5 protein-coding genes and 1 riboswitch are annotated in these 10,949 nt (G+C 41.4%); all 5 genes read right to left on the bottom strand.

The features are described 5' to 3' along the window. A partial coding sequence (locus tag QVP90_RS02135; protein WP_288203792.1) for a leucine-rich repeat protein occupies positions 1 to 3,872 on the bottom strand: 3,872 nt, incomplete at its 3' end. A gap of 300 nt (positions 3,873 to 4,172) precedes the next feature. After that, positions 4,173 to 4,385: riboswitch (cobalamin riboswitch) on the bottom strand. A gap of 266 nt (positions 4,386 to 4,651) precedes the next feature. Continuing rightward, a complete protein-coding gene (locus tag QVP90_RS02130) occupies positions 4,652 to 5,926 on the bottom strand; it encodes a TolC family protein (RefSeq protein ID WP_005929741.1) in 1,275 nt (424 codons plus the stop codon). A 29-nt stretch (positions 5,927 to 5,955) separates the two neighbouring features. After that, positions 5,956 to 9,033, bottom strand: a complete 3,078-nt coding sequence (locus QVP90_RS02125) for an efflux RND transporter permease subunit (protein ID WP_005929743.1) — start codon at positions 9,031 to 9,033, stop codon at positions 5,956 to 5,958. A 196-nt stretch (positions 9,034 to 9,229) separates the two neighbouring features. Continuing rightward, entirely contained in the window at positions 9,230 to 10,282 is a 1,053-nt protein-coding gene (locus QVP90_RS02120; RefSeq protein WP_021935541.1) for an efflux RND transporter periplasmic adaptor subunit, read from the bottom strand. A gap of 107 nt (positions 10,283 to 10,389) precedes the next feature. Next, positions 10,390 to 10,949 (bottom strand): glycosyl hydrolase family 65 protein (locus QVP90_RS02115; RefSeq protein WP_288203789.1); only part of this gene is annotated, 560 nt, incomplete at its 5' end.

Raw genomic sequence — 10,949 nt, 5'->3', positions numbered from 1 at the left:
GGCAATCTTTCTCCTTCTCTGTTCAGAGTCAGAAGATTCTCTGTATATGATGCAGTCAGTATCTGATCATTCACCACTTCGTCTTCAAGCTTTAATGTGGCAGAGATATTGTCTTCCTCTACGATATTACGGTTGAATGTAATAGTGAAAGTTTTTGTATCCTTGTCAATATTTGCTTCTTCTCCATTCCCGAAGTCCATAGACGGTGTAGTTGATACTATTTCCAGTTCAGGCAACCATGGTGCTACATTGAATGTAATATTCAATACAGATTCGGAAGTTGTTAATACCAGTGTGTATTTACCGGCAGGCAATCTTTCTCCTTCTCTGTTCAGAGTCAGAACATTATCTGCATATGATACAGTCAGTACCTGATCATTCACCAATTCGTCTTCAAACTTTAATGTGGCAGAGATGTTGTCTTTCTCTACGATATTACGGTTGAATGTAATAGTGAAAGTTTTTGTATCCTTGTCAATATTTGCTTCTTCTCCATTCCCGAAGTCCATAGACGGTGTAGTTGATACTATTTCAAGGCTGGAGAGCCATGGGGAGATGATAAAGTTCTTCCAATAGTTAGCTTCTTTATAAGCATTGACAGATGTTTCTGGAACAAAAATTATACAGGTTTCCGGTACATTGGTAAATGTGTTACTACTCGCTGTCGGCACAGATTCAGATTTGATATAGATGCATTCTAAGGCGGAACAACCATTGAATGTATGGGTTGCAAGGGATGTAATTATACCATTTGCTACTACTTTCTTCAATTGAGAATTGTTACGGAATAAACTGCTTTCAAGTTTAGTGATACCGCTTCCTAAAGTTACTTCTTCCAGAGAGGAACAATTATAGAAAGCAGAACCTCCTAAAGATGTTATGTTGTCGGAAAGAACGGCAGATGTTAATCCCTTACAGCCATAAAATGCATTTGTACCAATAGTAGTAATTGCATTTGTGATGGGGAGTATCTTTAGTCCTTGACAATTATAAAAAGCAGAATTACCTATGTTTGTGATCTTTTCTGAAAGCTCGACTTTTTCCAGATTAGAGCATCCATAAAATGTATAGTTGGATAATGTAGTTATTCCTGAACCTATCTTTGCATGAGTTATTCCGGTACAGTTTTGGAATACATAGGTTCCTAATGATGTAATTTGGTCAGGTACTTCTATTGATGTTAGTTTGGTACACCCTTTAAATGCATAATTATTAATTTGAGTGATATTAGCGGTTAAAGGAAGTGCAGCTAAAGATGTACAATTTTGGAATGCATATTGTCCAATTGATGTAATGTTCTCAGATAACACAATTGTTGCTAATTTGGAGCAATTATTGAAAGTATAATTAGGAACACTGAAAACTCCGGTACCAAGTGTTGCGGATAAAAGTTCCGTGCAGCCGTCGAAAATGCTGGTGCCCATATCGGTTACACTATTGGGTACTGTTACTGATGTAATAGCTTTGCAGCTTTTGAATGCTCCGTTTCCCAATGTTGTAATGTTTTCGTTTAAGGGGATGTCTTTCAATATAGAACATGAAGCGAAAGCGCTTGCTCCTATTTCTGTTACTGAAGGACATTCGATATTACTTAGCGATGAACATGAATTGAAAGTATAATCTTCAATTTTAGTAATACCAGTACCGAGAACTACTGAACTTAAATTTTTGCAGTTGCTGAATGCATAACTTCCTAAACTGGTAACACTATTAGGAATATTCAGACTTTCTACCGAAACTCCATAAAATGCCCGGCTACCGATTGTTTGTAGACCGTTATTAAATTCGATACTATTTAACGGACAACCATAGAAAGCCCAATCGCCAATAATTTTGGTTGTAGAGGGTAGGGTGAGCGAGGGTAATTGTGTATTTGAGAATGCCCGTTCACCGATTGTTTCAAGAGATGTACCGAATGTTACAGTCGTTAGTTTTTTGCAATCTCCAAAAGCGTAATTTCCGATGGACACAAGTCCGTTTCCGAATGAAACGGATGTTAGAGCTTCGCATTTGTTGAACGCATAGTTACCGAGAGTAGTTACTTTATCAGGTATTGTCAGTGTATTTATTTTGGTACATCCTTCAAATGCATAGTTCCCAATAGTCATTGATGATAATTCCAATGTGGATTGGTTTAATTTTTCTTCCTCAAAAGTAATGGAAGAAAGCTCAGTACAACCTGAGAATGCATAGTTTCCGATAGAAGTAAGATTATTAGGGAAAGTTATCGATGTTAATGCTGTACAGCCGTTGAATGCTACGTCTCCGATAGAGTTGATATGACCTAATTCTACATTGATTAATGATGAACATCCGTTGAATGAACGAACCCCTATCTTTTGAAGTGAGGATGGCAATATGATATTTTTTAGTGTACTACATCCAAGGAAAGTAGAATCGCCTAACTCTGTTATTGAGTTTCCTAAAATAACAGAAGATAGTTTTTCGCAATTCTTAAATGTTGAAGAACCGATGGTTTCTACATTGTCAGGGAGAATGATGTCTGTTAATGCTATACAATTTTCAAAAGCTGCTCGTCCGATACTTTTTAATTTATCATTTACAGTAATGGATGTAAGGGCAGAACATCCACTAAAGGTTTCATCTCCGATTTGTTCTACTTCGTTAGGCAATATAATTGATGATAATGCTGTGCAACCGCTGAAAGCTTTTTCTCCTAAAGTAGTCAGATTGTCCGGAAGGATTATAGAAGTTAATTTGTTGCATCCTTTAAAAGCCATATTATCAATGCCTATGATGGAGTAATCACTACCATTAAGTTTGATCGTAGAAGGAATTGTCAGTAATCCGGAATAGGTTATATATGAATCATCATAGGTGACTATTGCGGTATTAGGTTCGCTTCCAGGAATAGCAGTTATGTTTTTATTTCCTACAGTCAAAGTTACGGTATCAGTGGAGATTTCATCAAGGATATTCTTAACAATGCAATAGTAAGAACCTGCATCTTCAACTGTAACTGACGGAATTGTGTAATGAGGAGTTTTTGCATCAGGTATTGCTATTTCATTTTTATACCATTGATAAACAAGAGTATCTCCTTTAAATTCGGGAGCAAAGGTTGCTGATTCACCAGGTGAAACAACAATACTTTCAGGTTGAATTTTTATTGATGGTGCTGTGGGGCCGTTTTTAGCAGCAGGGGCCATTTCTTTCCATGGTTGAGAACTCATGTTAACAGCAAAATTCCATCCATCCCAACAACCGTCTGTTAATTTTCTGCCTGTGGCGCCTACACCACTGTAGCCCCAGGCACTTTCATCTGAACTTTTTAGCCAATAAGACCAATATCCTTGATACCAGCCTGATTGCCAATAATCTTCTGGGTCAAGGCAAGTGAAACCGTCATATCCATAACCTCCGGTGAATATTACGCCCTCTTCGTCCGGATAGTAAATTTTTCCATCTTTTTGAACGGCAAAGTCGCCACTTTTGTTAACATCATATCCGAGACCTGCAATTGTGGAACCATATGCTGTTCCGGTTTCTGTCATACAGAAAAAACGTGGATCAGCAGCTGCAATATCTCTGATCATTTTCTCTCCTGTAGCTTCACCATCCCAACGATATCCCCATACTAAAGCATTAGTTTCTCCTTCTGCATTCCATTGGATAGCTAATGCGGCTTTATTTTTACCTTCGCCAGTCCAATTTTCAATCATTTCCATTGTAAAAGTACCTTCTGCAATAGCTTTCATTGGTACTAACTGTTTTGCGACAGGGTGAGGTTGACCCTGTACTGAAACTTGGGCAGAAACCTGCCATGTGACAAACAGTAAAAGAATTAAAGAGTAAATTTTTCTCATTTTATCATAGTTTAATATTAAAATAAAAATGTTTCTTTTGTTCAAGATTTACAGGCGTAAGAATTTATCACATAGGTTATAATCTAAAAACAATATTCCGATTATTTGTTGCTTTATTTATACCTCGTAAGTTTTTACTGCTTTGTGCCTCCACAGGCAAAAGCAAACTACACATTCCTACTACACATAGGAAACGTTGGAACATAGTTTTTCCCATTAATATTTCTATTTGATAGTTACTTTTCCATCAAATAGCTTCAAAGAGTACCAATATGTATGAATAACCTTTTCTGTACACAACTTTTTGTGTACAAATCAGTGGATTCATAGCTCGTCCTCGAAAGCTATTGAACATGTTGCATGGCAGGTCTTCTGACTCGTTTCCGTGAATAAACGCCTTCCCAATCGGCTTAGAAGCCTCTCAGTGGCATGAGGTAGTGTTCATCACGCTTTTATGAAACATACAGCAACGGGACTGTTCAGGATTCTCACCTGATTCCCTTTTAATCATTTTTCTGAATGCTTGGGAAAAATGAACCAATGCGCGGCAAAGTTAGAAATTTATTAAGTAATAGAGAGAAAAAAACAGATATTTTTTTAATAGATGTATGCGACAGTAATGTTTGGTAGTTATTCTGTTGATTTGAAAACAGAGTAACTATCAAACATGAAAGTACAGAATACCTTATTCTGTTTCAACTTATTGGAACGAATCGTTCCATCTAATTGAAACTCATGGTTCCATCTAATTGAAACGAATGGTTTTATTATGTTGGAACGGATCGTTTCAAGCTATTTGAAACTGATTGGCACTGTATACCTTTTTATTCACTGATTACTTTTCGGTATTCGGCTACTGCCATTTTGGCTGCAAGATGTGCATTGATAAGGTTAGAATGGGCTTGCGTCCACGAAAGTTGCGCCGAAAGCACATCTACCATACTTGCTTTTCCTTCATTATAAGAAAAAGTAGCCAGGTCGAGGTTCTCCTCTGCCAGTTCCATGGTTTCTTGTGCAGTGGTTACTTGATGTTCCGTTTCCGTCAATTTGGTGAGGGCGGCAGAAAGTTCTTCGTTGATATTATCTGTCACGTAGCTCTGCTGTAACTTTTGTATGCCTATATAAGCTTTTTGTTGGCGGTTGGCCTTGAAGCGTGCTCCCCAACGGAAGATGGGAATATTTACGTTCATTCCGAGAATGGGGGTGAAAGAGACATCGTAGCCCATATTGGGCGATGCCGTAGCCCAACCGCCGGTGAGGAACATGTTTATTTGAGGATTGTACTGGCTGAGGGCGGCTTTTCGTTGTGCTTCACTTTTCTGTATGTTGACTTCCGTACTTGCGTAGTCGGCGCGGCGTTGTAATACGTCATCCAGGTTCATAAGCGTTACCGGTTCGCAGATCACTCCGATGGCACACAGGCTGTCTACCGGTGCATTCGGATCTTCGCCCATTAATATGTTCAGTTTCTGCAATGCTAACGTATAATTCTGACGCGCTTTGATGTATTGTAGCTCGGCTTCCTTTTTACGGGTAGAGATCATTAACAGGTCTGTACGGCTGATCATGCCGTCATTGAAACGGTCTTGTATGATGTCGAACTGTTGTTTTACTATTTCTTCATACCGGGCGGCGGCTTCCAGCATGGCACGACTGGCAGCAGCGTTCCAATATACGGCATCGCTCTGATAGTGTATCTGATCCAAAGTGAGTTCCGCATTCAGCCTGTCTAATTTTTCATCCGCTTGCGCTATTTTGTTTTGGGCCCGTAAGGCGCCACCGGTATACAATGGCTGTGCTACAACAAATACCCCCTGATAAGTATGGTTACGGTATTGTCCTGCCGGACCGTCCCATGCATCCATTTCTTTCAGATTCAAGGTGCCTTCGCCTGTAATATCCACTTGTGGCAGGAATCCGGTAAAAGCAATTTTGCGTCCTTCCATGCTTGCCACGCTTTTCAACTGTTGTTGCTTTAGTATCTGGCTATAGTTTTCCACCCGGTCGCGATAGGCTTCACGACTGAGATGTGCCTGCTGTGCTGTGGCATCTATTCCGTAGCACAGCAGTGCAAGTATTAATATCTGAATTCTCATCATCTTAATGTCTATTTATCATTTCTATTTTATTATTTATTCTCATTGTCTGTCATTCCGTTTTGTGCAGGAAGGTCCCCTTTTATTCTGTGAATAGCGCAATAGGCTACCGGAAGTACAAATAATGTCAAAGCCGAGGCTACGAGCAGGCCGCCCATAATAGTAGCTGCCATGCCGCCGAACATGGCATCGAACAGTAATGGCAACATACCCAGAATAGTGGTTCCCGATGCCATTGCTACCGGGACGATACGGCTGACGGTAGCACTGACTACCGCATCCAACGGTGCTTTTCCGGATTTTGTTTCAATATCGATCTGATCGACCAGCACGATGGCATTTTTAATGTTCATGCCGATCAATCCCAGTAAACCGAGAATGGCGAAGAAGTCGAAGGACTTGCCGAGCAGTAATAATCCAAGCACGATACCGATGAAGATAAGCGGCAGCATTAATAAAATGACGATCGGCTTGCGGTAGGTCTTGAACAATAACAGCAATACGGTGAACATCAGGAAGAATGTCAACGGCATGTTTTTGGCTAATGCTTCGTTGGATTCTACTTGGCTTTCCTGTTCCCCGAAATATTTCATGGTGTAGCCTTCGGGCACTTGTATCTCTTTTTGCACCTGCGACCATACTTGGTTGAAGGCAGCAATGGCGTTTATTCCGCGTCGAGGATCGCATTGGGCCATCATTACCATCTGACGGTTATAGTCCTTCACATTCGAGAAGCGGTATTGAAAATCAAAATCCGATACTACTTGCTCCAGACTGGTGGTTTCCGTGCCGGTTCCGAATACGGGTAGTGTGCGCAGGTCGTTTATTTTGAACGAGTCGATTACTGTATTTCCTTTCAGCAGGATAGGTAATACCTGGTCGCCTTTGCGATATTCACCCAAAGTCATGCCATTGGTGCCGATCTGGATGCTTTGTGCCATTCCTTGACGGGATACTCCCAATGGTTGTGCGCGTTCCGGGCTGTATATCGGTTTCCATACTGGAATCTTGTTTCCCCAAGAATTGCGTATGTTGATCAGATCGGGATTGCGGTGCATTATTTCCAGAGCTTTGCTGGTGAGCATTACCAGCGTATCGACATTGTTGCCGATAAAACCGATTTCGATAGCGGCATCTACGGCGGGCGATAATTTGAAAAGACTGGTACGCGTAATGGCATTCGGATAGTTCGCTTTCATGTATGCATCGAAGTTTTCTTCTTGCGCTTTGGTGTATTTACTATCCTTAAGTTCTACCAGTATGTTGCAGAAATTGGGCTTCGGACCAACAGAGGTGGAGGCCAGATAGTAACGCAACGGAGTGCTTCCGAAGGTAATGGATACCTTGTCTACTTCCGGTTGTGCCAGTAGATGTGCTTCAACGGTTTTCATCTCTTTGGCCACTTCGTTGATGTTGTAACCATCGGGGTAGAAAATATCTGCACGGTAATAGGGTTTATCGAGAGAAGGGAAGAAGTTTTGGGGCATCATTCCCATTACTACCAATGAAATGATGAACAGAACCACCATAGAACCGATCGTCAGTACTTTCTTACGAATGAGCACATGCAGGACAGAGGCGAATTTATGATAGAAAGGTTTGTCATACGGGTCTTTGGCACCGGTGGTTGTTTTTGCTTTCAAGATGAAATTACCGAATGTGGTGGTTTGTGTCAATGCCAATATCCAGCTAAGTCCCAGTGAGATAGCAAGGACGATAAACAACGGCTTTACGATTTCTGCCACTGATGAGGGAGCCAGATATAGGGGAAGGAAAGAGCAGATGGCAATGAATGTAGCTCCCAATAGTCCCCATTGCGGACCGGTGGCTCCGTTGATGAGCGCTTTGCGACGGTCTATTCCTCGGGCAATGGCTATTTGTGCGTTGTCTGTCACTACGATGGCATTATCCACCAGCATACCCATGGCGATAATAAATCCGGCCAGGGAAGTCCGGTTTAATCCTACTCCGAAGAAAGACATGATAAGTAATGTGCCGCCGATAGAGAAGATCAGTGAGGAGCCGATGAGCAATCCCGCACGCAGTCCCATCACCAGCATGATAATCACGATCACGATAAGTATGGATTCTATCAGATTGATGATGAATCCGTTGTTTGCATCTTTGGCAATGACATTCTCCAGGTAGAGTGGTTCCAGTTGCATACCCACAGGCATCAGGGGTAGAAGTTCGGCCAGTTTGGTATCTACCATTTCTCCTGTTTGCACTACGTCGCGTTGTGGGTCGGTGGATACACCGATGCCGATAGCACGCTTTCCGTTGACGCGCATGATGGTGGAGGCTGGTTCCATATATCCTTCTTCAATGACGGCAATATCACCAAGCTTCACTTGTCCCGCTTTGGTGGTTATCACCTGATTGCGTATATCGTTTACAGTGCTGTACATTCCGTTGGCAACTACACGCAATTGTTGTTCGCCGGCTTGTATTTCTCCGGTGTTGATAATCTGGTTTTGAGATTGCAGCAAGGAAGCCAGTTGTTTAGGGTCGATACCCATACCTACCAGTTTGTTTACGGAAATAAAGATATTGATTACTTCTGTCTGTACACCGAAGAGGGCCACCTTCATGACACCGTTGGCAGTGACCACCTGTGTTTTAATGCGTTCTGCCCAGTCGCGCATCTCTTCATAGGTGAATCCGTCGTCGGCAGTCAGTCCATAGTAGATACCGAATACGTCACCGAAGTCATCGGATACCGTAGGAACGGATGCGCCATTGGGAAGTTGGGGTTGTATGTTGAGTACTTTTCGTCTTAGTTCGTCCCATTTCTGTGGAATAGAAGAGGCGGCCAAGGAAGGTTGCAACTCAAAGGTTATCTTTGAGATGCCATACATCGACTCGGATTTTATTTTATATACTCCGCTCATACTTTGTATCTCGCGTGAGATAGGTTCTGTAATGAGCCGTTCCACCTCAGCGGGTTCAGCTCCCGGATAGCGTGTCATGATGACCGCCGATTTAATGACGAAAGGTGCATCTTCTTTTTTTCCCAGATTGCTGAAAGAGAAAATCCCTCCGAGGAGCAACACTGCAAGGAAGAAATAAATTACCTTGGTATTATCTAATGAGTATTTTGCTAAATTCATATTATTCAGTAGTTATTATTTAGTAGTCAAGTAGTTAAGTAGTAAGTAGTTGGTAGTAAGTAGCTGGTAGTAGATAGTCGGTAGTAAGTAGTCAAGAATTTGTTTACCAGTTTAAAGTTTTACTTATTTTTTTATATGCTGCATAGCTACTTGCTACTTAACTACTTAACTACTTGCCTACTTAACTACTTAATCACTAATTCACAATTTTCACCGTTTCTCCCTCTACCAATTGGTTAACTCCCGCAATGATGACTTTTTCACCGGCCTTTAGTCCTTTGGTAATAAAGGCTTGTGCTTCTCCGGTGGGAGACATAACGCTCACTTCACGGCGGTTTACTTGATTGCCGTTCAATACCCAGACATACATTTTTTTTCCGTTACTTTCGCCAAATATGGCACTTAACGGAACTACAGTCATACTTTCTTCCAAGAAAGGACCTACATTGGCTGAGAATCGGATGCTACAAGTGAATCCCGGTTTTACATCGTATAAAGCACGGTTGAAGGCCGGGTCGTCAATGGTGATGGTCACCGGTATTCCTGTTCCGTCGGTAGATATATCCAAGTATTCCTCCAGCTTGGCATTGAAGGCTTGTCCTCTATAAGTATCGAATTCTACTTGGAACTTTTGATTGTTGGAACGCAGCAAATATAGATAAGCATCCGGAATTGTGAACTTGATACGTAACTTTTTAGTATTAACCAGTTGTACGATGCCTTCGCCGGAGTTTACGCGCTGATAATTTTCTACCAATCGCGTTTCGATAGAGCCGTCAAAAGGGGCGGTCAGCTTCGTATCACGCATATTGTTGGATGATAATTCGAATGCAGATTTAGCTTTCTGATAGTTCGATAGACTTATTTCATATTCTTGAAGTGAGATGGCCTGGCGTGCCAACAGGCGTTTGTTACGTTCTACTTGGGCGGCAGCTGTCTCGTATGCCGATTTGTCCGCGGCATATTGCAACGCGATGTCTCTGGGATCGATGGCGGCAATCAGTTGCCCTTTCTTTACTTTTTCTCCTTCAATAACCGGTAGGTTGATGATTTGTCCACTCACGCGGAATGCGAGTTTTACATAATCTACAGCTTCTACAATGCCTGAAAAGTCTTTTTTAATTTCCGATCGTGATTCTACAATAGCTGTTTTGACAGGCCGGATAATAGCTTCTTTGTCCTCCTTCTTTTGCCCGCATGCAGTTAGAAACAAACTGAATGACAAGACAATTACATAGTTCTTATTCATACTTTTTATTGATTAAGAGTCGTTTGTCTTACTTATTGAGGTGCAAAGACATAGAGCTTGAAAACTTATAATGGTTTCCAAGTCTGCTTATTGAGAATAATTAGCGATTAATTTCTTCTAATAATTAACTCTTTACCCCTATTGGCATGATAAACAACTTCATAAACAAGTATGTTCAATTCATCTCCTTCTGTCATAGAGATTTTTATTTCGTTTTTTCCGATCTCTACCTGTAGTGTACATCCACGGAAATTTATTTTGAATGTGTATTTATTCCACTTGTCGGGAATGATGGGGTTAAAGCAAAGCATATTGTTTTTTACCTGCATTCCGGAGAAGCCGTGAACGATGGCAAGCCAGCTGCCTGCCATACTGGTGATGTGCAGTCCTTGGCTAAGTTCATTGTTATAGTCGTCGAGATCCAGTCGGGTAGCATGAAGAAAAAGGTTGTAGGCCTTGTTGATGTCACCTATCCGTGAAGCTAAGATAGAGTGTACATAGGGAGACAGTGAAGATTCATGCAATGTCCGTGGTTCATAAAACCGGAAGTTACGGCGCACGGTTTCATCATCAAAATTAGTATAATACAGATACAATCCCAGTAAAACGTCGCTTTGCTTGATATAACAGGAACGTAAAATACGATCCCATGACCAGTGTTGATTGA

This window comes from Bacteroides sp. CAG:189 (assembly GCF_000432295.1).
GTDB lineage: Bacteria > Bacteroidota > Bacteroidia > Bacteroidales > Bacteroidaceae > Bacteroides > Bacteroides salyersiae.
Note: the sequence above shows the minus strand (reverse complement) of the source record. Positions and strands in the feature narration are given on the sequence as shown.

What these genes read in the sequence shown, in the direction of transcription:
- QVP90_RS02130 (WP_005929741.1), bottom strand. Translation starts at nt 5,926, where the DNA reads ATGATGAGAATTCAGATATTAATACTTGCACTGCTGTGCTACGGAATA.
- QVP90_RS02125 (WP_005929743.1), bottom strand. Translation starts at nt 9,033, where the DNA reads ATGAATTTAGCAAAATACTCATTAGATAATACCAAGGTAATTTATTTC.
- QVP90_RS02120 (WP_021935541.1), bottom strand. Translation starts at nt 10,282, where the DNA reads ATGAATAAGAACTATGTAATTGTCTTGTCATTCAGTTTGTTTCTAACT.